This is a genomic window from Bacillus sp. XB1 (assembly GCF_053557995.1).
The window spans coordinates 2,221,965-2,246,512 of the sequence record NZ_JBNRIL010000001.1 but is presented as its reverse complement, the minus strand read 5'-3'; the positions used below and the strand labels follow the sequence as shown (position 1 = coordinate 2,246,512).

Genomic DNA, 24,548 nt, shown 5'->3' with positions numbered 1-24,548 from the left:
CAAATTCCTTGGTTTTTATATGTGGATTTCTTACAATGAAATATAAGAGATATCTTATTTTCTATAGAAGAGGTGTTAGTAGTGGCAAAAATATTAGTAGCGGGAAAAATTCCGGAAATTGGATTAGAACTATTAAAAGATCATGATGTAGAAATGTACGATAAAGAGGAGTTAATTTCTATAGATGAATTAACAGAGCGTGTAAAAGATAAAGATGCATTGTTAAGTTTACTTTCGACAAAGGTGCCAAAAGAAGTTATTGATGCAGCGCCTCATTTAAAGATTGTTGCAAACTATGGTGCTGGTTACGACAATATTGATTACAAGTATGCGGGCGAAAAAGGAATTGCAGTTACGAATACACCGAAAGTATCAACGGAAGCGACTGCAGAATTAACATTTGCACTTCTTTTAGCAGCGGCGCGTAGAATTCCTGAAGGGGATACGTTATGTCGTACGACTGGATTTAACGGATGGGCACCGTTATTTTTCTTAGGACGAGAAGTTCATGGTAAGACAATCGGAATTATAGGTCTTGGAGAAATCGGGAAGGCTGTTGCAAAACGTGCGAAAGCATTTGGAATGGATGTTTTATATACAGGGCCAAATCGTAAGCTTGAAGCTGAAAGTGAGCTGGGGGCAACGTATGTGATGTTGGAAGAATTATTACAAACAGCAGACTTTATTACAATTAACTGTGCTTATAATCCAAATTTACATCATATGATTGATGAAGAGCAGTTTAAAATGATGAAGAAAACAGCGTATATTGTAAATGCTTCACGTGGACCAATTATGAATGAAGCAGCACTTGCTCATGCATTAAAAACGAATGAAATTGAAGGAGCAGCTCTTGACGTGTTTGAATTTGAACCGAAAATTACAGAAGAGTTAAAAGAATTAAAGAATGTAGTACTTGCTCCACACGTAGGGAATGCAACATTTGAAACTCGTGATGCGATGGCTGAAATGGCTGTCAGAAATATTTTAGCTGTATTAAACGGCGAAGAGCCAGTAACACCTGTAAATCAAAAGGTATTAGTTACAAAATAAAAAGAAACCTTCCGGACTCGGAAGGTTTTCTTATTTTTCTTTATTCGCTTTTTTAGACGGTCTTTGTCTAATGAATTGAGATAACATGTACAAAATATATAGTGGAATGGCAATAAATAAGAAAACAGAAAAATTTCCAAATCCTGTTTGATACATTGTAATAATGATTCCAACTAAAAATAGTGTAATAATGATGCTATATCGTGGAATTGGTACATCTTTTAAACTTGGGATACGAATGCGGCTCACCATTAAAAATGCGAACGTTACAAATACGGTAATAAGAACGATTTTTGGAATGGTATGTGAAAATAATGTTAAGAAAGCAACAAGCCCTCCCGCTGCTGTAATCGGTACTCCAGTGAAATATTTCATTGAAGTAGAAGATGGTGTTACATTAAATCGTGCTAAACGATATGCTCCGAAAAGAGGGAATAATCCCGCTATGTATAATCCGATGATTCCGTAGTTTGAGAAAGATGTGTAATACATTAAAACAGCTGGTGCTGCACCAAATGTTACGACATCTGCAAGCGAGTCGAGCTCTTTTCCCATTTGTGAATCAACACGTAATAAACGAGCAACACGACCATCAAGACTATCTAACATCATCCCGATAAGTACTAAAATAGCAGCTGATTTATAATATCCTAAAGATGCATAGCCGATTGATAAAAATCCGCTATATAAATTTCCGAGCGTAAATAAGTTTGGAATAGCTGCTCTATACAAAATCTGATCCCTTGCTTTCTGTAATAAATTCTTAATTAGTGTATGAAAGTTTACTTATTTTATCATACCATAAATTTATTCCTCATACGAAAGAAATTACCAATTTGTGAAAGATTTCATAGAAGGATGGTTTGAAAATTAAGTGAAAATAAAAAGAGGAAGCAACTTGTATAAAGTTGCTTCCTTTACTATTCAAATTTCGTTGTCATCGTTCCAGTTTTATATCGATTATTAGGATCGAAGCGTAATAAATCTCCATAAATTAATTTATCGGAGAGTTTTAATTCTGTTTTTGCTTTTTCAATATACGGCTGACATAGCGTCATGTCAGCTTCTTCACCCGTACTTCTTTTGTAGCACATATTTTTTGTATAAACATACTCTTCAGAAACAAAGCTACCATCACGCATTACCATAAGCGGGTCTTTCTCTTTAATAAATAAGTCAGTTCCAAATTCAACGGATTTATTTGTTTTAATACCAAGTAAATGAAGGAGCGTTGGCTTAATATCAATTTGACCGGATACTTTAGAAACAACTTTTCCTTCTTGGCCAGGCACATGAATAATAAGAGGGACTCGTTGTAATTGCATAGAATCGAATGGTGTAATAGTATCTTTTCCTAGGAACTGTGCCATAGCTGCGTTATGGTTTTCGGAAATACCGTAATGATCACCATAGATGACAATAACGGAATTATCATATAATCCTTCTTCTTTTAATTGTTTAATAAATAATTTAAGAGCTTCATCTGTGTAACGAACAGTTGGGAAGTAGCGGTTTACAACACCACTTTCCGAGTTGAATTCATCAACATATTGATCTTCCGGATTTAGAAGAAATGGAAAATGATTTGTTAATGTAATAAATTTTGTATAGAACGGTTGCGGTAAAGATTTTAACTTTGGAATAGATTGTTCAAAGAACTCTTTATCTTTTAATCCCCAACCGACAGACATTTGCTCCGTTCCTGCGTAATCATTTAAATTAAAGTAACGATCATATCCAAGCGCAGGATACATTACATCCCGATTCCAAAACGTTTTATCATTTGAATGGAAGACGGCAGAAGAATATCCGTATTTCTTTAATTGTTCTGGTGTCGCTGTGTATTCATTTGTTGCATGAGTAAAGAATACAGAACCACGATCTAGCGGATAAAGTGAGTTTTCAACGATAAATTCAGCATCAGAAGTTTTACCTTGTCCAGTTTGATGATAGAAGTTATCGAAATAGAAACTATCCTTAATAAATTCATTTAAAAATGGTGTAATTTCTTTTCCATTTATTTTTTTATTAATAACAAAGCTTTGTGTAGATTCCATTGAAATTAAAATTACATTTTTACCTTTTGCAGCTCCAAATAAGTTTTTATCAACTTGTTTGTCTTTTGAGTCTGTATAGTTTTTAATTTCAGAAAACCCATCCCCACTTGCAAATACACGCTCAGCTGAGGACTTGGATTGAAGCGTAATATCAAATAGATGATATGTGTATAAACCTAAATTCTTCACGACAGTTTGACGGTCAAATGAGCGTGAGAACATTTGTGGTTTATAAATAACTGATACAACAATTTGTAGTGCTAATAAAGCTGTTACACCGCTAAAGAAAGTTCGCTTCTCTGAGCGGGAAAGTGGTGTTTTGTCGCCAAATGATGGGAATTTACGCGAAATAAACATTAAAATAATTGCATCTGCAAATAAAAGTAATGTTTTGTACGTAAAGAGTTCTTTTATACTTGTCCCTAAATCAGCCATATTGTTTGTTTGGAATAAAACCGGGAAAGTAACGAAATCGTTATAGAACCCATAAAACATTGCGTTTCCAAATAAAATAAATGACAGTATAAAACTGATTCCAATTATAATTCGGTTTCGGTGCTTAGATGCAAGTAAAGCTAAGCCGAAAAATAAAAGTAACGCAGCTAGTGGATTGATAAAAAGCATGAATTCTTCAAAGAAATTATCAATTTTAATATCAAATGCTAGCTTGTACACAATATATGTTTTAATCCATAGTAAAACGACTGCAACGAGTGCAAATCGCAGTTTTGGAAACAGATGTTGTAGCATAATATACTCCTCTCCTAAAAAGCATGACAGTTCTTGAGAGTCAGTTTGCTTAACGACTCATTTTATATATACGAACAGTCCTTTGTTATTATGATTATTATACTATGAGTATCATTATACGAAAATAAAAGAAGGTTGTGGGCTTTTTTATAATAATCGAGTAGAAAAAGAGTGGTGGGAGACAATAAAACAGAATTTCTATGTATGATAATTATTGTACGCAGAAAGAATCGCGTGATAATACGGAGGTTATAATGCGAAAATTATTATATTTTATAGCATGCAGTAGTGTTATACTTTTTACTTCACCGAGTGTGTCGGTAGCCCAATATGATGCACCTCTTATGGAAGATGCACTTTATTCTGTTTTATTTCCAAAAATAAATAAAGCAATTGAAAAACAATATGGAAGTTTGAAACCTTATCAATGTCCTAAAATTATTAGTTTAAAAAAAGTGTATAGCGGTACATATTTATTTCAAGCAAGTATTGAAGTGACAAAGTATGAACGTGTTGCTGGGAAAATTGCTCCACCATTTGAGAAGGTAACGATTACATTTAATAACGAAGAAGGCGAATGGGAAGTAACAAAGGTATTAGTAAAGCGCTTACCAGACGATACGAAATTAAACTGCAAAAAAACAATATAAAAAATTGTTTGACAAATAAAATGGTCCTTTGGTATTGTTAATAGCAACAATTAGATGTTTGAAAATTAAATAGACTTACCTCATCTACTCTCAAAGGTAGAGGCCGCGATAGGAAAGAGTAAGCTATGGGAGATTTAATGGAATCTGTGATCATAGGTTGAAAGGGACTATTGCCGAAATATAAGAATAACCATCTTATTCATATATTGGGACTGCATTGAATAAATGTAGTACTGTCATAAGATTTATTTTATGGAGAGCTATTTGGAGATGTTGATGCGGTTTCTTATTTTGAGGAGATAACAACTCGTTTATTTTTTCAATATATATTTTTCCTAATAAGAAACGCGTGTGAACATTGTTCCGCGCGTTTTTTGTCTATCTAAAAGCGTGCTGCAATGAATAGAAGATTGGGGTTATGAGTTTTAGAGGAAATAAGGGAGGAATTTAAATGTATTTACACGGCACAAGCCGAATTAATGGGCAAGGACACTTAGAAATTGGAGGGTGCGATACGACGCAGCTAGCAAAGCAATACGGAACACCACTTTATGTATACGATGAAGAGTCTATTCGAGGAAAATGCCGAGCATTTCATCGTGCTTTTAAAGAAAGTGGTTTCTCTTATCAAGTAGCATATGCAAGCAAGGCGTTCTTGTGCATGGAGATGTGCCGAGTAGCTCGTGAAGAGAATATGTCATTAGACGTTGTCTCTGGGGGAGAATTATATACTGCGCTCCAAGCAGGATTTCCGGCATCACGTATTCATTTTCATGGAAATAATAAAACAGAAGAAGAAATAGTGATGGCTCTTCAGGCGAATATCGGTTGTTTTGTCGTAGATAACTTCTTTGAATTAGAAGTTTTACACGATTTAGCGATGCAACATGGGAAATTTGTGAACATATTAATTCGTGTAACGCCTGGAGTAGAGGCGCACACACATGAATATATTACGACAGGTCAAGATGATTCGAAATTTGGATTTGGCGTTTCAAACGGTCAAGCAATGCAGGCAATTGGATTTGCTTTACAAAAATCAAATTATAATGTGCTAGGGATCCATTCACATATTGGATCGCAAATATTTGAAACAGCTGGTTTTGTTCGAGCGATTGAAGTTCTTCGCCAATTTTTAGTAGAAGTGAGAGAGCAAACAAACTATGTAGTAAAAGTGTTAAATGTAGGCGGAGGATTTGGAATACGTTACACAGAGTCAGATACACCATTAACTCTTGAGACATATGTGCGAGCTGTAACAAGTGCAGTGAGAGAACAATTTACTGTATGTGAATATCCATTGCCAGAAATATGGGTTGAACCAGGCCGTAGCATTGTAGGTGATGCTGGGACAACACTTTATACAGTTGGATCTGTGAAAGATATTCCTGGTATTCGGAAATATGTATCAGTCGATGGTGGAATGACAGATAATTTAAGACCAGCTTTATATAGCGCGCGTTATGAAGCGATGTTAGCGAATCGAGGGAATGATGAGAATGAGGAACTCGTTTCGATTGCCGGGAAATGCTGTGAGAGTGGAGACATGTTGATTTGGGATATTCATTTACCGAAAGTCGTTGCTTCTGATTTACTAGCAGTTTCCTGTACAGGAGCATACGGGTACTCGATGGCGAATAATTACAATCGGATTCGAAGACCAGCCGTTGTCTTTGCAAAAGGCGGAACATCGCAAGTAGTTGTGGAACGCGAAACATATGAAAATATTATTGGGAACGATCGCATACGTATTAAAGAACTTGTCTAAATAGGAAAAGGAGTTGTTCGTATGGGCAATTCCTTTTTTATAAAATAAAATAATTAAAATATATCGGAAAACTAGGATTGAAAAAAATCAGAATTGTGATAAAATACAAATACAAAGCTTATCAAGAGAAGCGGAGGGAACTGGCCCGAAGAAGCTCGGCAACCTGCTTATAGAAAGCAAGGTGCTAAATCCAGCAAAATGGGATCCATTTTGAAAGATAAGGTAAAATATATTACCGAACAGTCTTTTCGAAATGGGAAAGATTTTTTTTATGAATAAAAAGGGGGGGCTGTTCGCGTGAGTGTACGGGAACATTTTGATGAAGTATCCGAGAAGATTGAAGCGATGCTTGCTGATATGAAATATGGTTCAATTACAATTGTTGTGCAAGATGGAAAAGTAATTCAGTTAGAGAAAAGTGAAAAAGTACGTTTAAAGTGAAAAGCGCTGACTAGAAAAACTAGAGGCGGTTTTAACCTATTTTCATTAGGTTAAAACCGTCTTTTTGCTTTTACAGGGGGAAAAAACATGTTGACGTATGAAACGTGGGAAGAAAATGTTGTTTCATTCTCGGAAGAAGACGAAACAAAAGGCGCGCTATCAGTATTAAAGTGGGCTTATGGAGAGTATAAAGATGAAATTGTCTACGCATGTAGCTTTGGGGTGGAAGGTATGGTATTGCTGCACCTTATAAACCAAGTAAATCCATATGCTAAAGTCGTATTTTTGGATACAAATGTTCATTTTCAAGAAACGTATGAATTAATTCGGAAAGTGCGGGAAAGATTTCCTTCATTGAATATTATAGAAAAACAGCCAGAACTTACACTTGATGAACAGGCGAAGTTGCATGGTGAAAAACTGTGGGAGAGCAATCCGAATCTTTGTTGTAAGATTAGAAAAATTTTACCTTTAGAAAAATCATTAGTCGTGGAAAAAGCATGGATATCAGGCTTAAGAAGGGAACAATCAGAAACACGTAAGCATACAAAGTTTATAAATCAAGATCATCGTTTTCAATCTATTAAAGTTTGTCCACTCATTCATTGGACGTGGAAAGAAGTTTGGCGATATGTATACAAACATAGCTTGCCGTATAACCCGTTGCATGATATTGGTTATCCAAGTATTGGGTGTGAGAAATGTACGTTACCTGTTGGGGATGGTGGCGATTCAAGAGATGGTAGATGGGCTGGAAAAGTGAAAACTGAATGTGGTCTTCATTACCAATAAGATGAATCTTGAAATAAAGCTAAGAGAGGATATAGAAAAATGAGCATAGTAAACGAATTAGTAAACCGTATAGATGAGGCATATGACGTATCACAAATTGAAAAAGAAATTAAGTTAGACAATATTGCGTTAAGTGATTTAGAACTATTGGCGACAGGTGGATATAGCCCCCTTACTGGTTTTTTAGGGAAGGAAGATTATGATTCAGTTGTAGAAACGCTTCGTTTAGCAAATGGTAGTGTGTGGAGTATACCAATTACATTACCTGTAACAGAAAAAGTCGCAGAAAGCCTGAAAGTTGGAGAGGAAGTAAAGCTTGTCAACAATGGAAATATATATGGTGTCATTCAAATAGAAGATATTTTTGTACCAGATAAAGAAAAAGAAGCGTTACTTGTATATAAAACAACGGATGAGGCTCATCCAGGAGTGGAAAAATTATATGAACGACCAAACGTTTACGTTGGAGGAACTATTATTCTAACAAAACGCTTTGAAAATAATCAATTTCCTTCTTATCATTTAGACCCAATTGAAACGAGGGAAGAATTTAAAAAACGTGGGTGGAAAACAGTGGTCGGGTTTCAAACGAGAAACCCGGTACATCGTGCCCATGAGTATATCCAAAAGTCTGCTCTTGAAATTGTAGATGGTCTCTTTTTAAATCCGCTCGTTGGAGAAACGAAATCGGATGATATTCCTGCTGATGTAAGAATGGAAAGCTATGAAGTACTCCTTCAAAACTATTATCCGAAAAATCGTGTCTTTTTAAGTGTATTTCCTGCTGCCATGCGTTACGCAGGACCAAGGGAAGCGATATTTCATGCGTTAGTAAGAAAGAATTTTGGATGTACCCACTTTATAGTAGGGCGTGATCATGCTGGAGTAGGAGATTATTACGGAACATACGAAGCGCAAGAAATTTTTACGAACTTTACAGTGGAAGAGTTAGGAATTACACCACTATTCTTTGAACATAGTTTTTACTGCACGAAATGTGAAGCGATGGCTTCAACGAAAACATGTCCGCACGGAAAAGAAGATCATGTTATTTTATCGGGTACGAAAGTAAGAGAATTATTAAGAAACGGTGAGATTCCGCCAAGTACATTTAGTCGTAAAGAAGTAGTGGAAGTGCTAATTAAAGGCTTGAAAAAAGAAGTAGTAACAGAATAGGGAGAGAACGAGATGGATACGAATATTACTTGGCATACAGCTTCGGTTTCAAAAGATGAGAGAAGAGTGAAGAATGGACATCATAGTTTTGTAATTTGGTTTACTGGTTTATCAGCTTCGGGTAAATCTACAGTAGCGAATGCGGTCGCTCGTAAACTGTTTGAAAAGAATATTGGAAATTATGTGCTGGATGGGGATAACATTCGCCACGGTTTAAATAAAGACTTAGGATTTTCTGAAAGTGATCGCATGGAAAATATAAGACGTATTGGCGAAGTGGCAAAGTTATTTGTAGATCAAGGAGCAGTTGTCCTTACAGCATTTATTTCACCATTTCGAGTAGACCGCAAACAAGTACGAGATTTATTAGCGGCAGATGAATTTATTGAAATTTTTGTGAAGTGTCCGATTGAAGAGTGTGAGAAACGTGATCCGAAAGGACTTTATAAAAAGGCAAGGAAAGGTGACATTAAGGATTTCACAGGTATTGATTCGCCTTATGAAGAGCCAGAGCAAGCGGAATTAATTGTAGAAACGCACAAATATTCTATTGAAGAATGTGCAGAACAAATCGTGAAGTACTTACAAGAGCGTAGTTTTATATAGGGGGATAAACAATGAGTTATGAAAAAGTATGGGCTAACAATGAAAAATTAAATCAGACCGAGAAAAATAAATTAGAAAAAGATGGCTTAGAAATTTTTAATGATATTCCTTACTATGCGGAAAATGGTTTCGAATCTATTCCGAAAGAAGAGTGGGATGCCTTTAAATGGGCAGGATTGTATTTACAACGTCCAAAAGAAGCTGGTTATTTTATGATGCGGGTAAATATTCCGTCAGGGATTATTACAAATGCACAGGCAGAAGTACTTGCTTCTATCGCTGAAGATTATGGACGTGATGTAATAGATATTACGACGAGACAGGCGATTCAGTTTCACTGGTTAGAAATTCAGCAAATTCCAGATATTTTTAAAAGATTAGCAAGAGTTGGATTGTCTTCAGCTGGAGCGTGTGGTGATATAACGCGGAATATTACAGGTAATCCGCTTGCTGGCATTGATGCAAATGAATTATTTGATACAACGCATATTGTAAAAGAAGTATACGATTACTTCCAGCATAATGAAGAGTTTTCTAATTTACCACGTAAATTTAAAATGTCTATTAGTTCTAATATTTATAACTCAGCAAACGCAGAGATTAACTGTGTTGCATTTACACCTGCTACGAAAGAAATAGATGGTGAGAAAAAAGTTGGTTTTCATATAAAAGTAGGTGGAGGATTATCAGCCCGTCCGTATTTAGCTGATGAATTAGATGTATTCGTTTTACCAGAAGAAGTGAAGGCGGTGGCGATTGCGATTGCTACTATATTCCGTGATTTTGGATATCGTGAAAAACGTCATTTAGCTCGGTTGAAATTTCTTGTTGCGGACTGGGGAGCAGAGAAATTTAAAGAGAAACTAATAGAGTATACAGGGCCTTTACAAAGTAAAGGGGAAAGTGCACTCAAAGGATGGAATGCAGGCTATTTTTATGGTGTTCAAGACCAAAAACAAGAGGGATTAAAATATGTAGGTTTTAATGTACCGGTAGGTCGTTTACATGCAGAAGAAATGTTTGAGATTGCAAGAATCGCAAAGCAATATGGAAATGGACAAATTCGTACATGTAACTCGCAAAACTTCATTATTCCGAACGTTCCTCCGGAAAATGTAAAAGGATTACTTAGTGAACCGCTGTTTGAAGCGATATCTGCTAGCCCGAAATCATTTATTGGTCATGCGGTTTCATGTACCGGTATTGAATATTGTAATCTTGCACTAGTAGAAACGAAAGAAAGATTACGGAAAATTGCAGAATACTTAGATACACAAATTGCACTCGATGTTCCAGTTCGAATTCATATGGTAGGCTGCCCGAATTCATGTGGTCAACGTCAAATTGCTGACATTGGGTTACAAGGTGTGAAAATGAAAACGAAGGAAAAAGGCATTGTTGAAGCGTTTGAAATATACGTAGGTGGAACATTATTAGATGGCGGTGCCTACAATCAAAAGTTAAAAGGAAAAATAGATGGCGAGGATCTACCTGATGTACTTGCATCATTTATAAGTTATTTCAAAGAGAATAAATTACCAGCCGAGACATTTTATGATTTTGTAGGTCGTGTTGGTGTAGATACATTACAAATAGCGTTAAATAACGTGTTAGAAGAAGTCATAGCGTCTTAGGAGGGACGATATGGATTTATATCGATTTGAAGCTGTGTTAGTAAATAGTATTGTTCCGATTGTTGTTGTTGCTCAAAGTGAAGAACAGGCATTTAAGCTTGCGGAGATTGAGCTTGAAAAGCATTTTTTACCGTTGCCAGAGGTAAAAGAGATTTCTTTGTTTGAAAAAAAGAAGATTCGAAAAGGTGCGGCATTTGTTATCCATGAGTAGAGATCAGTAATACGAAAAAATAAAAACTTCCATTCTTATATACGAATGGAAGTTTCATTTTAATAGAAGAAATGAGGAGAGATGATGGGAAAGGTTTATATTGTTGGAGCGGGTCCTGGCGATCCAGATTTAATTACTGTTAAAGGGTTGAAATGTATTGAGAAGGCAGATGTTATTTTATACGACCGACTTGTGAATAAAGAGCTGCTTTCACACGCAAAGCCTGACGCGGATTTAATTTATTGCGGAAAACTCCCGAATTATCACACGATGAAGCAAGAGACAATTAACACGTTTCTTATTAAGTATGCGAAAAAAGGAAAAGTTGTAACGAGGCTTAAGGGCGGCGATCCATTTGTGTTTGGTAGAGGGGGAGAAGAAGCTGAAGCATTAGCAAAGCAAGGTGTACCATTTGAAATCATTCCTGGTATTTCAGCTGGAATAGCTGCTCCTGCTTATGCGGGCATTCCAGTGACGCACCGTGATGCAAGTGCAAGTTTTGCTATTGTGACTGGGCATAGGAAAGAAGGTGCTGAAGAAGAAGTGAAATGGGAGAGTTTAGCGAAAGGTGTAGAGACTTTAGCGGTATATATGGGGGTTAGTAATTTGCCCTACATATGTGAGCAACTTATGAAGCATGGAAAAGATAAAAGTACGCCAGCTGCTATTATTGAGCAGGGGACGACGTCTATGCAACGCACAGTTGTTGGAACGTTAGGGACAATTGTAGATGTTGCGAAAAAAGAGCAAATTCAAAATCCGAGTATGATTGTAATTGGAGAGGTTGTCCGTTTTAGAGAAAAAATTCATTGGTTTGAGAAGCAGACAGAAAATGCTTATCAAGTAAGTGGAGTGTTGTAAAATGAAAGCCGTCTTATATATATGTCATGGAAGTCGTTTGAAGACAGCGAAAGAAGAGGCGATTCAATTTATTACATCGTGTATGAGCCGTATAGAAGCGACTATTCAAGAAGTTTGTTTTTTAGAGTTAGCGAATCCTTCTATTGAAGATGGTTTTCGTACATGTGTGAAGCGTGGGGCCACTGAGATTATTGCTATCCCTGTTTTTTTATTAGCGGCAGGGCATGTAAAAAAAGATATCCCTTTTGAATTAGAAAAATTAACCAATCAATTTTCGGATGTTAAAGTGACCTATGGTAATCCGTTTGGTGTATCAGAAACACTTGTTAAATCGGTGTATAGCGGAAGTGGCATCGAACAGGAAGATAAAAATGAAGTGACGTTACTTCTTGTTGCAAGAGGGAGCAGTGATCCTGAAGTATTAAGAGATATAAACTGGATTGCTTCTTTATTTCAAACAAAAGAGAAGGTTAAAAAAGTAGAAGTTTGTTATTTAGCGGCTGCAGAGCCAAAATTTGAGGAGAAATTAAAGGAAGTTGTAGAACAAAAAGAAAAGAACATCGTTGTACTGCCTTACTTGTTATTTACAGGTTTACTTATGAAACATATTGAGAAAGAAGTGCGCCAATATGAATTGGGAGAGATAAAAATCAGTCCATATTTAGGGAAGAATGAAGCGTTTCAAGATATGTTAATTCAGAAAACGACGGAGTTATTGAAAGGAGATCAGTATGTATCCACTTACAGTGCGAGTTAATGAGAAACGCGTTGTTGTTATTGGTGGGGGAAAAGTTGCAGGATTTAAAATTATTCCTTTACTCAAACAGGGTGCGGATATAGTTGTGATAAGTCCAGAATTAGATGCGAATTTAGTAAAACTTGTGGAAGAAAAGAAAATTCGTTGGTATCAAAGAGAATATGAGAAAAGTGATATTAAAAGTGCTTTTTTAGTTGTTGCAGCGAGTAGTGATTCAATATTAAATGAACAAGTTGCTGAAGATGCCGCCGAGAATCAATTAGTAAATGTTATTACAAATCCGGAAAGTGGTAATGTTCATTTTCCGGCAGCGATTCATCGTGGTTTACTTAATATAGCAGTTTCTACTGGGGGAGCGAGCCCTAAGCTCGCAAAAAAAATTCGAGATGAGATTGCAAATAAATATGATGAGACATATGAATCGTATTTAGTTTTTTTATATGAAGTAAGGGTGAAGTTAAAAGATTTACAGTTAGAAAAGAGAGAGCGAAATATATTGCTCCAAGAAGTGTTGAAATCAGTATATGTGCAAAACGAGGGGAAAAGAGAAAGTTTTTTACGAGAATTAGAGGAAAAGGTTTTAAAATAATAAAAGATAAAGTGAGCTTTACAAATATAAAAATATAATTTATAATCACAAGTAACTTCAATAGATAAAATCGATGAGCAAGAAGAGTACGTATATTTGATGCGTTCAGAGAGCTGGGGTTAGGTGGGAGCCCGGTACGATAAAATATACAGAATGGGCTTGCGAGAGGTATGTTGAACATTGTAGTAGGCAACCCGGGTTCCGCCGTTAAAAGGATAGAGTATCGGAATTATTCCTGTACTTGAACAAGTGGGATTTATCAATCCAATTGAGGTGGTACCACGGTATTTACATTACATATATCGTCCTCTACATGCATATTTGCGTGTAGGGGACTTTTTTATTTTCTAAAGGAGGTGTGCGAGTATGAAATGAAAGTGTATAATTAACAAAAGTTTAAATATTCAGAAAAGGAGAATTTATGATGAAAGAAACACAGCAATGGACGTCGAAAATAGGCTTTGTACTCGCAGCAGCCGGAGCCGCAGTAGGTCTTGGTGCGATATGGAAATTTCCATATGTTGCAGGTAATGGCGGGGGAGGCGCATTCTTCCTTGTATTTTTACTATTAACTTTATTTATAGGTATGCCTCTTCTAATAGCGGAGTTTGTTATTGGACGTAGCACGCAAAAAGAGGCGGTTACAGCTTATAAAGTACTAGTGCCAAATAGCAAATTATATCCTTGGATTGGTCGTATGGGAGTTGTTACTTGTTTTAGTGTACTATCTTTTTATAGTGTTGTAGGTGGATGGATTTTACTTTATTTATATTATAGTGTGACAGGAAGTTTCTGGAATGGAGCAGCTGATTATGGACAATTGTTCGGTGAAACGATTTCAAATCCATTAAGCGCGATTGGAGCACAATTTATCTTTATGCTTTGTACGATTTTTGTTGTAAGTAAAGGTGTAGAGAAAGGTATAGAAAAGGCAAGTAAGTACATGATGCCGCTATTATTTATTTTATTTATTGCGATTATTGTTCGTGCGCTAACACTCGATGGTGCTTTTGCTGGAGTAGAGTTCTTCTTAAAGCCAGATTTTTCAAAGCTTACAGCAGATACGATTTTATATGCGATGGGACAATCTTTCTTCTCGCTAACTGTAGGTGCCTCGGTAATGGTAACGTATAGTTCGTATTTAAAGAAAGAGGAACATTTAGCGAAATCAGCAACATCTATTGTAAGTTTAACGGTTTTTGTTACAGTACTTGCAGGATTAGCAATTTTCCCAGCGATTTTTGCGTTGGGAGTTAAACCGACTGAAGGACCAGGACTACTGTTTATCGTCCTTCCAGCAGTATTTGCAAAAATACCATTTGGTCAATTTTTCTTTATTATGTTTTTAATTTTATTCTTCTTTGCGACTTTAACATCAGCAATTTCAATGCTTGAAATTGTAGTAGCATCTGTTGCGAAAGGTAATGAGAAGAAGCGTCCATCAGCATCATTATTAATCGGTATTCTTATTTTTGCAGTCGGTATTCCATCGGCGTTATCATTTGGGATTATGAGTGACGTGAAAATATTTGGGAAAACATTCTTTGATTTAGTCGACTTTTCGGTCAGTAACGTATTGCTGCCGTTAGGAGTACTAGCTATTTCATTATTTGTACCAAATAAAATGAGTAAAGAGTTATTGATGAAAGAATTAGAAGTGACGGAAACGAAGGGGAAAACGTTATTTAACATTTGGTTCTTCTTACTTCGTTATGTTATTCCGGTAACTGTAATAATTGTATTTTTAAATGCGATAGGTGTATTTAAAATGTTTGCATAAAAAAAGGCGGGGATCTCCCGTCTTTTTTTATGTGGATGTTGATGAGTGTAATAAACGATTATATGCTTTATAGGCTGTAGTGACTGCAAGGAATGAACCGATTAAAAATAATACTGAGCCGCCAAATGTAAATATCCGGCCAATATACGTCTCTCTAGCTTCTTCTATTTTTTGTTGTAATTGCGTATTCATATTGATCACCCCGTAAACTATAGGCATTTAGTTATAGTCTATGTAGAATGCCTATATTGTGTGAAGTGTAAATAAAAAACCTCGGTAGGCACCGAGGTTTTTTATAATCCGATATAAGGAGATGGGTCAACTGCGTTTGTCTTGCCGACATTCCATTCTCCAAGATGAAGTTCGAAGTGTAAATGTTGTCCGTATGATTGGCCCGTGTTCCCCATAAATCCAAGCTGATCGCCTTGTTTTACAGTTTGTCCATTCGATACAGAACGGCTATTCATATGAGCATATACTGTCGTATATGTTTTTCCGTTTATACGGTGAGATAAATACACTACGTTTCCGTAACTAGATGATAATTCTGAACGAATAACAACGCCATCTGCAGCGGCGATAATTGGAACCGTTCCCGAAGCAGCGATGTCAATTCCTTTATGATTATCTAAAGAACGTACACCAAATCCGGAAGTTTTTGATCCAGCTGCTGGTTTGATAAAGCCACCGATATTTGTATCATGTGGTGTTGGGGCCGCTTGAGTTGCTTGAGCAGATTTAGTAGCTTGTTGTTTGCGAGCCTCTTCTGCCTGGCGAGCTTCTTCCGCTTTACGAGCTTCTTCGGCACGTTTTTCTTCTTCAATTGCTTTTTGAACAGCTTGACGTTGATTTTCTAAAATGCCTTTGGATTCTTCTAATCCTTCAATCTCTGAATCTACTTTTGCTACTTTCGTATGTAGATCGTTAATAAGAGTTTGTTGCTGTTGTTGGTTATTTTGTAATTCTTGCTGTTTTTGTTCTAGTTTTTGCTCAGATTCTTTCAGTTGTTGTTCTTTTTTCTCAACAGCCTCTTTTTCTGACGTTACAGCATTTTGATCAGATGTTTGTTTTTTTACAATATCTGTATCGTTGTTTAATATTAAACTTACGGAGTACATATTATCAACAAGATCGGCAATATTTGAAGAATTTGTTAGTACCTCTGTAATGATATTGGTACGCGGTTTTTCTTGCATAGATTGTAATCGTTGTTTAATAACTTCCTGACGTGTATCTATGTTTGTTTGTAATTGTTCTATATGTTTCTTTTTGTCAGCAATTACTTGTTGAGTTTTGCTAATTTCTTTTTTTGTATCGTTTAATTCAGCTTCGTTTTTATTAATAGAAGTAGTTAATTCATCAATTTTCTTCTGTAATTCTTGAATTTCTTTTTCTATTTGTTCTTTCTCGACTGATTTATTTTGTAAGTCACTTTGTTTGCCTTCTAATTCAGATTGAATGTTAGATAATTTATCTTGATTTGTTTCAGCGTATACGGGTGAAAGTAACGGGGAAGCAAAAATCGTTCCTGCTGCTAAAACACTAAACGCTGCAAATTTCTTTTTCATAGTTGTCTGACTCCTTTCTCTATGAATGTTATATATCATAAGAAGAAGAGTGTCTATCGTTGTAATCATAATGTAAAGAAAACTTTATAAAATTGCTAAGTTTTGTCGGAATTTATCATTTTTTAACTGTAATTGTCATAGTACATACATTTTATTCATATGTGTAACAAAGGTATATTTTGGAATTAATCTGTAAAATGAAGAAGGAAAGTAATCGTTTTTATGAGGTGAAATATTACTTGGAAAGCTAATAAAACACTAGTGAGGAATCGTTCTCATGTTAGGTTTTCTGACATGGGTCTGCTTTTTGTCAAGAAAATTATTTGTGTTCGGGCAAAGTTATTTTGTTGTCAGATTTAAATTTTTGATTTATGATTTTTAACAGGGACAAAATGTAGTGAATTGTCGAATAATATGTAATACTCTTAATTTCTTAGTTTTATAGAGATAGAATGAGAGATAGAGTGACACATCGAAGAGGGGGTTACAACAAATATGAAAAGAATAGGACTTGCATGGCAAATATTAATAGGGCTTGCGCTTGGTATTGCGGTTGGGGCGATTTTCTTTGATAATCCAGCTGTTGTGAAGTACTTACAACCAATTGGTGATATTTTCATCCGATTAATTAAAATGATCGTTGTACCGATTGTTGTAGCAAGTATTGTTGTTGGGGTTGCTGGTGTTGGCGATGTTAAAAAACTAGGTCGACTAGGCGGAAAAACAATTCTTTACTTTGAAATTATTACAACAATTGCAATTATTGTTGGTCTATTAATAGCGAATATTTTCCAACCAGGAAAAGGCGTAAATATGGAGCAGTTAACAAAGACAGATATTTCGAAATATACACATACGACAGAGCAAGTACAAAGTCATTCATTTGCAGATACGTTTGTAAATATTGTTCCAACGAACATTATGAAGTCGTTAGCTGACGGAGATATGCTTGCTATTATCTTCTTCTCTGTACTATTTGGTTTAGGTGTAGCAGCAATTGGTGAAAGAGGAAGACCAGTTCTTCAATTTTTCCAAGGTGTAGCTGACGCAATGTTTTACGTAACAAACCAAGTTATGAAATTTGCACCATTTGGTGTGTTTGCACTAATTGGTGTTACAGTTTCTACATTTGGTCTTGCTTCATTAATTCCATTAGGGAAATTACTAATTGTCGTATATGGGGCAATGATCTTCTTCGTCGTAGTTGTCTTAGGACTTACAGCGAAAATATTTGGAATCAACATTTTCCAATTCTTTAAGATTTTAAAAGACGAGCTGATCTTAGCGTATTCTACAGCAAGCTCAGAAACAGTTTTACCAAAAATCATGGAGAAAATGGAGAAATTCGGTTGTCCGAAAGCAATTACATCTTTCGTTATTCCGACAGGTTATTCATTTAACTTAGATGGATCAACTTTATATCAAGCAATTGCGGCTATTTTCTTAGCGCAAATGTACGGTATTGATTTATCTATTACACAACAAATTACATTATTGCTTGTATTAATGGTTACATCAAAAGGTATCGCAGGTGTACCGGGCGTATCATTCGTTGTATTATTAGCGACACTTGGTACAGTAGGTATTCCACCTGAAGGCTTAGCGTTCATTGCTGGTATTGACCGTATTTTAGATATGGCTCGTACAGCAGTTAACGTTGTAGGAAACTCTTTAGCAGCTGTAGTTATGTCTAAGTGGGAAGGTCAATATGACGCTGAAAAAGGACAAGCTTATTTAAAAGAGATTTCTGAAAAGGGTCAAGCGGCTTAATTATAATATGAACAAGCTCTCACATAATATGTGGGAGCTTTTCTGTATATAGAAGAGGAGCAGACATAATGAAACGTAAATATGGTGACGGTTCTTCGTGGAAGAGACTAATAGAAAAGAGTTATACGGTTAAGCAAGTGGAAGAGGGAATGCTCGGAATACTGGATATAAAAAAGGTGAGAGAGTCTAGTTGTAAAGAATATGATGGTGAAGAACTTTGTATTGCAGCGGATCAGTATACGTGGATTCAATATTTCATAGACGGGAAAAACTTTGCGATTACCGCTATGTTAGATGATCAGAAAAAATTAGTGCAATATTATATCGATGTGGCGAAAGAATATAAAATAGATGATCGTGGTTTACCTTATTTTGATGATTTATATTTAGATGTAGTATTATTACCTAGCGGTAAGGTGTATGTATTAGATGAAGAGGAGCTAGAGGATGCTTATAAAAGTGGCGATGTCACGAAGGAAGAGTATGAGTTAGCTTGGTACACTACGAAATGGATATTAGCAACAATAAAAAATAGTGAATTTTATTGGATTTCAATATTAAAAGAAGAAATAGAAAAGTTAAAATGATTGTTGTATTCAAATTTTTGTATAATTACCAAAAAAATCTATACAAAAAATAATTGACTTTTGTTTTGTAAGCGAGTAAAGTTAGGGAAGAAATTATTATTAAAAAATAAATATGAAACCTTCTTATAAAGAGAGGCGGAGGGACTGGCCCTACGATGCCTCGGCAGCGGACTCGATTTCAGAGTGCTGTGCCAAATCCAGCAAGCGTGTGCTTGAAAGATGAGAAGAGCGTTTCTTATAGATGTATAAGACCTCTTCTCATCGGAAGAGGTCTTTTGTTATTCATTAGAAAAAGGTTGAAACTAAGGAGAGATGGTACTTTGAAAGAAACGAGAGGAAATGGTTTAGCTTTATTACCACTTGGGATATTTTTGGCGCTATTTATTGGTTCTGGGATTATTACAGGTGATTTCTATAAATTGCCGATACTTGTAGCGATTTCAATTGCTGTAGGAGTCGCTTTAGTGATGAATCGTAAAGAAAGTTTTAATGTGAAAGTAGAGCGGTTCGCTAAAGGTGCAGGAAATCCGGATATTATGATTATGGTATTAATTTTTGTGCTTGCAGGTGCATTTTCTGAAACTGCTAAAGGAATGGGTGGAGTAGACTCAACTGTTAATTTAGCGTTAACTATTTTACCGCCAGGATTTATCGTAGCTGGAATCTTTGTTATTGGTGCATTTATTTCATTAGCGATGGGAACTTCAATGGGAACAATTGCAGCATTAGCGCCGATTGCTGTAGGTATTAGTGGTCAAACTGATATCTCAATTGCGCTTGCAATGGCTACTGTTGTTGGCGGAGCGATGTTTGGTGATAATTTATCATTTATTTCAGATACAACAATCGCAGCTGTTCGTTCACAAGGAACAGAAATGAAAGATAAGTTTAAAACGAACTTTTTAATTGTGTTACCAGCAGCTATTATTACAATTGTACTATTAGTAATAGTTACTTCAGGGAGTGACACGCAGATTAAAGCACATAGCTTTGATTGGATAAAGATTTTACCGTACGCAGGAGTACTGATTACAGCGCTACTTGGCTGGAATGTACTTATTGTATTAACTGGTGGAACTGTACTATCTGGTGTTATCGGTCTTATAGATGGAAGTTACACGTTAGAAAGTTTCTTTAAAAGTGTAACGACTGGAATGGGCGGTATGATGGAGTTAGTATTACTTGCTATATTAATTGGCGGTATGGTTGAATTAATCCAATATAATGGTGGTATTCAATATTTAATGAATATATTAACACGTAATATTCGTTCGAAAAAAGGAGCGGAATTTGGTATTGCTGGTTTAGTGAGTATGACGAATATGTGTACAGCGAATAATACGATTTCAATTATCTTTACAGGCCCGCTTGCAAAAAATATTGCAGATCAATATGAAATAGACCCTCGTAAATCAGCGAGTGTATTAGATCTTTTCTCATGTTGTGTGCAAGGATTAATTCCGTACGGTGCCCAAATGTTAACGGCAGCAGGATTTGCAGCGTTATCTCCGGTTGAATTGTTGCCATATGCATTTTATCCAATCTTAGTTGGAGTATGTGGGATTGCTTCTATTTTAATTGGGTTTCCAAGGTTTTCGAAAGTAGCTGAGAAAAAAGAGTATCATAAAACAGCTTAATTTAATATGAATGTTAGTAATTAAAAAACGTGCAGAGGATAGACTCTGCACGTTTTTTTGCGTAAAGGGCTGTAAAGGGCTGAATATGACTCGGTCTTAAGTCTGAGTTAAAAACGGTTCTTAAGCTCGTTATGGAAAGATGAAAAAATAGTTAAGATAAGAGTATCAAATCGAAGGGAGGCAAGCACAAGATGAAACAATTTCTAGCGTTTATCGCAGCCGGTATTTTGGCTTTAATTGCTCTTGGTAGTCTTGCTGGTATTGTAGGATTTGCAATCGGAGCAGGAGTTGTATATTGGAGCTATAAATCATTTGTGCGAGCTAAATCATTTTTTGGAAAGTTAGCTTGGGGGATTGTTGGTTTAATCGGTTTATCCATTGCACTTTCTCATTCGCCAGCATTAATCGGTATCGCTGCTTTAGTGGTTTTATACTACGGATACCGTGAGTGGAAAAAAGAAAAAGATGTAGTTGTTGAATCTGCTCCAGAAAGTTCTAAACCATATAGCAACTTTGAAGATGAGTGGAACAAATTAATGAAAAACTAAAACAATAAATCAAATTATAAAAAAAGTAGAAGAGAGGAAGATTTATAATGAAACAATCTTTATTCGGACGTGTACGCGATGCAATTTTAGCTGATTTTCATAACGTGTTAGATGAGAAGGAAAGAAAAAATCCAATTGCGATGTTAAACCAATATTTACGTGATAGTGAGCGTGAAATAACAAAAATTGAGAAGTTAATTGAGCGTCATAAAACATTAAAATCTAATTTTGCTCGTGAGCTTGAGCAAGCACGTTATTTCGTTAATAAAAGATCAAAGCAAGCTATCATTGCTCAAGAAGCAGGCGAATTGCAATTGCACGAACGTGCGTTAGAAGAGGTAGCTTATTATGAAGGTCAAGTAACTCGATTAGAAGAAATGTATGCAGGTGTTGTAGAGCAAATTGATGAGTTAGAGCGTCGTCTTTCTGAAATGAAAAATAAATTAAAAGAAATGCACGCAAAGCGTATGGAACTAATGGCACGTGAAAATATGGCACATGCAAATCGTCGTATGAATACTGCGATGCATAAAATGGATGAAAATAATCCGTTCTTACGATTTGAAGAAATTGAAGATCACATTCGTGACTTAGAAACTCGTATGAATGAAGAGCATGAGCGTGATACATTTGATATGAAAATTGCAAAACTTGAGCGTGAAATGAAAGAAAAGAATGATGTATCGTTAACGAAAGAGTTAACAAAATAATAGTAGTATATTATAAAACAGGCTTATGATATAGTGATAGGAGAAAAGGTGTTGGAAAGCAATGCCTTTTCTTCTATGTATATGTGACAAGAAGGGGGGAGCTGAAATGAAGAAACATTTTTCAAAGACACAATTAATGGGGATGCTCCTCATCATATTTGGATTCGGTCTTTTTCTTGATATGATACTTGGACATTTTGAACCAGGTGGTCTCATTTTTGCATTTATTATGCTTATGTTTGGAAGGCATTATCGTAAAAAGAATCGTTATGTACGGGGAAATGTATTTTTATTTGTTGGTGGTATCGTATTTTTATTTTTCTTATTTTCATCAGCAGCATTTGTTCTTGTCGTATTTGCTTGTTTAGCTTTAATTGGTTATCAATTGATTCAACAAGGGCATCAGCAAAAAGCAATGAAGGTTGAAATTAAAGAAAAAGGGATTATAGACGAAGAGAAGCAAATATATCGTACAGAAACATATTTGAAAAATATGTTTGTAGGCAATGTGCGAATGATGGATCATATTTATGAACTTGAGGATATTAATGTTCAATATGGTGCTTGTGATGTGGAAATAGATTTAACAACTGCTATGATTCCAGAAGGGGAAACGGTAATTGTTATTCGGGGTGTCGTTGGTAATATTCGTTTATATGTGCCGTATGATATTGAACTTTCTTTAAATCATTCTGTTATTGTCGGACGTGTGCTCTTGCCAGGTCATGAAGAGACAGGGTTTAACCGCAATGTTACATTTAGAACAGAGCAGTATAAAGAGGCTCCTCGACGTATTAAAATTATTTCTTCGCTTGTCGTAGGCGATACGGAAGTGAGGAAAGTATAATGAAGAAACAAAAAAATATTTCGTGGATGTATATTCGTTATTCTATGTTGTCCTCTGTTAGTATCGCACTCATTTGTACAATTGTATATGTATGGAAAAGCGAGCAACAAGTGTATGATTTATTATGGAAGGAATCCATCGCTTCTGTTCCAATTGGCTTGTTTATTATGACTACAAGTTTACTTATCGGGGGAATTGTAGGATATGCAATCGGTTATTATATAGAGCAGCGTATACAAGGATTAAATACTTTTCTATTTGAAGTAGAGCGAGGGAATTTTCCGAGCGATGTTTCGTTTACTGCAGATGATGAATTTCATGAAGTGGAACGAAAAGTAATCGTTCTGGCTCGTCGATTAGAGGAGCAAGCTGGACTCTTTCAAAAAGTAACGAATGAACGAGCTCATTGGAATGAAGAGATGAGACAAGAAGCGATTTCTCAAGAAAGGCATCGTTTAGCAAGGGAGTTGCATGATTCAGTAAGTCAGCAGCTTTTCGCAATGTCGATGATGATGTCAGCGATTAATGAACAAATAACTGAATTTCCAGATGTGACAAAAAAACAATTGCAACTTGTTGAAAATATGGTTGTAAATGCTCAATCAGAAATGAGAGCATTGCTCCTTCATTTACGTCCTGTACAATTGGAAGGTAAGAAACTGACAGAAGGTATAGAGGAATTATTAACGGAATTATCGCGAAAACAACATATGAAAATTGAATGGCTTATTGAGCCAATAGAATTAAAAAAAGGTGTAGAAGATCATTTATTCCGTATTGTGCAAGAAGCGCTATCAAACACGTTGCGACACGCGAAGGCAAAGAAAACAGAAGTGCGCCTTCGAAAAATTGATCAATATGCGATTTTAAAAATCATTGATGACGGCGTTGGGTTTGAAGTAGGGGTTAATAAGGCTGGTTCATATGGCCTAAGATCGATGCAAGAGCGTGTTCATGAAATTGGTGGGACACTTAAGGTACTTAGTTTCCCGGCCAAAGGTACACAAATAGAAGTAAAAGTACCGATTATGATTGAGAGAGGGGGAGAAGTATGATAAAAGTATTGCTTGTCGATGATCATGAAATGGTTCGTATGGGTGTATCGGCATATTTATCGACACAGCCAGATATTGAAGTAGTAGGGGAAGCTGAGAATGGAAGAAAAGGATCAGAATTAGCATTGCAATTAAGGCCGGATATTATTTTAATGGACCTTGTTATGGATGAGATGGATGGTGTCGAAGCAACACGTGCTATTATTCAAGAATGGCCAGAAGCAAAAATTGTAGTTGTAACAAGCTTTTTAGATGACGAAAAATTGTATCCTGTTATTGAGGCTGGGGCGACCAGTTACTTATTAAAAACATCAAGAGCAAGTGATATTGCTGATGCTGTACGAGCTACTTATGATGGAGAAACAGTATTAGAGCCGAAAGTTACCGGGAAAATGATGTCCCGTATGCGTCAAAAGAAAGAGCAACCTTTGCATGATGATTTAACGGAAAGAGAGTTTGAGATTTTGTTATTAATCGCAGAGGGAAAAAGTAATCAAGAGATTGCGGACGAGTTATTTATTGCACTGAAAACGGTAAAGACACATGTGAGTAATATATTAAATAAATTGAATGTAAGTGACCGTACTCAGGCGGTTATTTATGCATTTAGGCATCAATTAACGAAGTGATAAAGTGAAACTTTAATCAGTGGGGAGGTTGTTCCTCCCCCACTGATTATCAGCCCTCACCAATCGGGCTTT

25 protein-coding genes, 3 riboswitches and 1 other annotated feature are annotated in these 24,548 nt (G+C 35.9%); of the genes, 21 read left to right on the top strand and 4 right to left on the bottom strand.

Going from position 1 to position 24,548, the window contains the following annotated elements; translation table 11 throughout:
• Positions 1–81 precede the first annotated feature (81 nt).
• Positions 82–1,053, top strand: coding sequence for an NAD(P)-dependent oxidoreductase (locus tag ACK1U5_RS11440; protein ID WP_001062829.1), 972 nt, complete (start codon positions 82–84; stop codon positions 1,051–1,053).
• Between the two features lie 30 nt (positions 1,054–1,083).
• On the opposite strand, the gene pssA is transcribed toward ACK1U5_RS11440, so the two are convergent.
• Positions 1,084–1,785, bottom strand: coding sequence for a CDP-diacylglycerol--serine O-phosphatidyltransferase (gene pssA, locus ACK1U5_RS11435; RefSeq protein WP_000285417.1), 702 nt, complete (start codon positions 1,783–1,785; stop codon positions 1,084–1,086).
• Between the two features lie 188 nt (positions 1,786–1,973).
• Positions 1,974–3,860 carry an LTA synthase family protein gene (locus tag ACK1U5_RS11430; RefSeq protein WP_000939082.1) on the bottom strand — a complete coding sequence of 629 codons (1,887 nt, stop codon included), beginning with the start codon at positions 3,858–3,860 and terminating at the stop codon, positions 1,974–1,976.
• 254 nt (positions 3,861–4,114) lie between these two features.
• On the opposite strand from ACK1U5_RS11430, the gene ACK1U5_RS11425 reads away from it, so the two are divergent.
• The 12 genes from ACK1U5_RS11425 (at position 4,115) to ACK1U5_RS11370 (ending at position 15,125) form a co-directional block, all read left to right on the top strand.
• Positions 4,115–4,510, top strand: coding sequence for a DUF3888 domain-containing protein (locus ACK1U5_RS11425; RefSeq protein WP_001228824.1), 396 nt, complete (start codon positions 4,115–4,117; stop codon positions 4,508–4,510).
• Between the two features lie 89 nt (positions 4,511–4,599).
• A riboswitch (Lysine riboswitch) is annotated at positions 4,600–4,781 on the top strand.
• A 180-nt stretch (positions 4,782–4,961) separates the two neighbouring features.
• Positions 4,962–6,278 (top strand): diaminopimelate decarboxylase, encoded by a 1,317-nt coding sequence (lysA, locus tag ACK1U5_RS11420; protein ID WP_000280645.1) that lies wholly within the window; start codon positions 4,962–4,964, stop codon positions 6,276–6,278.
• 115 nt (positions 6,279–6,393) lie between these two features.
• Positions 6,394–6,502, top strand: a riboswitch (SAM riboswitch).
• Positions 6,503–6,575: 73 nt separating this feature from the next.
• On the top strand, positions 6,576–6,719 hold the full coding sequence (locus ACK1U5_RS11415) for a YezD family protein (protein WP_000116158.1): 144 nt from the start codon (positions 6,576–6,578) through the stop codon (positions 6,717–6,719).
• Between the two features lie 87 nt (positions 6,720–6,806).
• A complete protein-coding gene (locus tag ACK1U5_RS11410) occupies positions 6,807–7,511 on the top strand; it encodes a phosphoadenylyl-sulfate reductase (protein WP_000959010.1) in 705 nt (234 codons plus the stop codon).
• Positions 7,512–7,550: 39 nt separating this feature from the next.
• Positions 7,551–8,687 (top strand): sulfate adenylyltransferase, encoded by a 1,137-nt coding sequence (gene sat, locus ACK1U5_RS11405; protein ID WP_044584250.1) that lies wholly within the window; start codon positions 7,551–7,553, stop codon positions 8,685–8,687.
• Between the two features lie 12 nt (positions 8,688–8,699).
• On the top strand, positions 8,700–9,293 hold the full coding sequence (gene cysC / locus ACK1U5_RS11400) for an adenylyl-sulfate kinase (protein WP_000380499.1): 594 nt from the start codon (positions 8,700–8,702) through the stop codon (positions 9,291–9,293).
• Between the two features lie 11 nt (positions 9,294–9,304).
• The gene (locus tag ACK1U5_RS11395) at positions 9,305–10,927 is read left to right on the top strand and encodes a nitrite/sulfite reductase (protein WP_000119611.1); all 1,623 of its coding nucleotides are present in this window, start codon (positions 9,305–9,307) and stop codon (positions 10,925–10,927) included.
• 10 nt (positions 10,928–10,937) lie between these two features.
• Positions 10,938–11,138 carry a DUF3906 family protein gene (locus ACK1U5_RS11390; protein ID WP_000366913.1) on the top strand — a complete coding sequence of 67 codons (201 nt, stop codon included), beginning with the start codon at positions 10,938–10,940 and terminating at the stop codon, positions 11,136–11,138.
• Positions 11,139–11,222: 84 nt separating this feature from the next.
• Positions 11,223–11,999 (top strand): uroporphyrinogen-III C-methyltransferase, encoded by a 777-nt coding sequence (gene cobA / locus ACK1U5_RS11385; protein ID WP_000521255.1) that lies wholly within the window; start codon positions 11,223–11,225, stop codon positions 11,997–11,999.
• Position 12,000: 1 nt separating this feature from the next.
• Positions 12,001–12,756, top strand: coding sequence for a sirohydrochlorin chelatase (locus tag ACK1U5_RS11380; RefSeq protein WP_000648885.1), 756 nt, complete (start codon positions 12,001–12,003; stop codon positions 12,754–12,756).
• Positions 12,731–13,345 (top strand): NAD(P)-binding protein, encoded by a 615-nt coding sequence (locus ACK1U5_RS11375; protein WP_069604949.1) that lies wholly within the window; start codon positions 12,731–12,733, stop codon positions 13,343–13,345. Before ACK1U5_RS11380 ends, ACK1U5_RS11375 begins: the two co-directional genes overlap by 26 nt.
• Positions 13,346–13,409: 64 nt before the next feature.
• Positions 13,410–13,658 (top strand) — a binding site (T-box leader).
• Positions 13,659–13,769: 111 nt separating this feature from the next.
• Entirely contained in the window at positions 13,770–15,125 is a 1,356-nt protein-coding gene (locus ACK1U5_RS11370; protein WP_000665430.1) for a sodium-dependent transporter, read from the top strand.
• Positions 15,126–15,152: 27 nt separating this feature from the next.
• On the opposite strand, the gene ACK1U5_RS11365 is transcribed toward ACK1U5_RS11370, so the two are convergent.
• Positions 15,153–15,317, bottom strand: a complete 165-nt coding sequence (locus ACK1U5_RS11365) for a hypothetical protein (RefSeq protein WP_001096002.1) — start codon at positions 15,315–15,317, stop codon at positions 15,153–15,155.
• Between the two features lie 101 nt (positions 15,318–15,418).
• Positions 15,419–16,693, bottom strand: coding sequence for a murein hydrolase activator EnvC family protein (locus ACK1U5_RS11360; RefSeq protein WP_000726079.1), 1,275 nt, complete (start codon positions 16,691–16,693; stop codon positions 15,419–15,421).
• Positions 16,694–17,188: 495 nt separating this feature from the next.
• Between ACK1U5_RS11360 and gltP the strand changes: the two genes are divergently transcribed.
• From gltP to ACK1U5_RS11320, 8 genes are all read left to right on the top strand, one after another.
• Positions 17,189–18,463 (top strand): glutamate/aspartate:proton symporter GltP, encoded by a 1,275-nt coding sequence (gene gltP, locus ACK1U5_RS11355; RefSeq protein WP_000821130.1) that lies wholly within the window; start codon positions 17,189–17,191, stop codon positions 18,461–18,463.
• Positions 18,464–18,531: 68 nt separating this feature from the next.
• Positions 18,532–19,050, top strand: a complete 519-nt coding sequence (locus tag ACK1U5_RS11350) for a DUF402 domain-containing protein (protein WP_050964624.1) — start codon at positions 18,532–18,534, stop codon at positions 19,048–19,050.
• A gap of 120 nt (positions 19,051–19,170) precedes the next feature.
• A riboswitch (SAM riboswitch) is annotated at positions 19,171–19,276 on the top strand.
• A 94-nt stretch (positions 19,277–19,370) separates the two neighbouring features.
• The gene (locus ACK1U5_RS11345) at positions 19,371–20,687 is read left to right on the top strand and encodes a Na+/H+ antiporter NhaC family protein (protein ID WP_000665492.1); all 1,317 of its coding nucleotides are present in this window, start codon (positions 19,371–19,373) and stop codon (positions 20,685–20,687) included.
• A gap of 191 nt (positions 20,688–20,878) precedes the next feature.
• Positions 20,879–21,235 carry a lmo0954 family membrane protein gene (locus ACK1U5_RS11340; RefSeq protein ID WP_000808640.1) on the top strand — a complete coding sequence of 119 codons (357 nt, stop codon included), beginning with the start codon at positions 20,879–20,881 and terminating at the stop codon, positions 21,233–21,235.
• Between the two features lie 47 nt (positions 21,236–21,282).
• Positions 21,283–21,945, top strand: coding sequence for a PspA/IM30 family protein (locus ACK1U5_RS11335; RefSeq protein WP_000814127.1), 663 nt, complete (start codon positions 21,283–21,285; stop codon positions 21,943–21,945).
• A gap of 106 nt (positions 21,946–22,051) precedes the next feature.
• Positions 22,052–22,792 (top strand): cell wall-active antibiotics response protein LiaF, encoded by a 741-nt coding sequence (gene liaF, locus ACK1U5_RS11330; protein WP_000716095.1) that lies wholly within the window; start codon positions 22,052–22,054, stop codon positions 22,790–22,792.
• On the top strand, positions 22,792–23,847 hold the full coding sequence (locus tag ACK1U5_RS11325) for a sensor histidine kinase (RefSeq protein ID WP_000744326.1): 1,056 nt from the start codon (positions 22,792–22,794) through the stop codon (positions 23,845–23,847). The genes liaF and ACK1U5_RS11325 overlap by 1 nt, the downstream gene beginning before the upstream one ends.
• Positions 23,844–24,476, top strand: a complete 633-nt coding sequence (locus tag ACK1U5_RS11320) for a response regulator (RefSeq protein ID WP_000598707.1) — start codon at positions 23,844–23,846, stop codon at positions 24,474–24,476. Before ACK1U5_RS11325 ends, ACK1U5_RS11320 begins: the two co-directional genes overlap by 4 nt.
• The last annotated feature ends 72 nt before the right edge of the window (positions 24,477–24,548 follow it).